General features: G+C 60.8%; 1 protein-coding gene. It reads left to right on the top strand.

The window, feature by feature from the left end:
- Window positions 1-462 (top strand): amino acid--tRNA ligase-related protein (locus ACU8YC_RS27130; protein ID WP_446896277.1); only part of this gene is annotated, 462 nt, incomplete at both ends.

Raw genomic sequence — 462 nt, forward strand, 5'->3', positions numbered from 1 at the left:
GTGGCGAACTTCGATCGCTACTACCAGATCACGAAGTGCTTCCGCGACGAAGACCTGCGCGCCGATCGTCAGCCCGAGTTCACCCAGATCGACATCGAGACCAGCTTTCTCGACGAAGCGGACATCATCGGTATCACCGAGGGCATGATCCGCAAGCTGTTCAAGGAAGTGCTGGATCTGGAGTTTGGTGAATTCCCGCACATGCCGTTCGAAGAGGCCATGCGTCGCTATGGCTCGGACAAGCCGGACCTGCGCATCCCGCTCGAGCTGGTGGACGTTGCCGATCAGCTCAACGCGGTCGAGTTCAAGGTGTTCTCCGGCCCGGCCAACGATCCGAAAGGTCGCGTGGCCGCCCTTCGTGTGCCGGGTGCCGCAAGCATGCCGCGCAGCCAGATCGACGACTACACCAAGTTCGTCGGCATCTACGGCGCCAAGGGCCTGGCCTATATCAAGGTCAACGAG

The organism is Citrobacter sp. VF227, assembly GCF_052950715.1.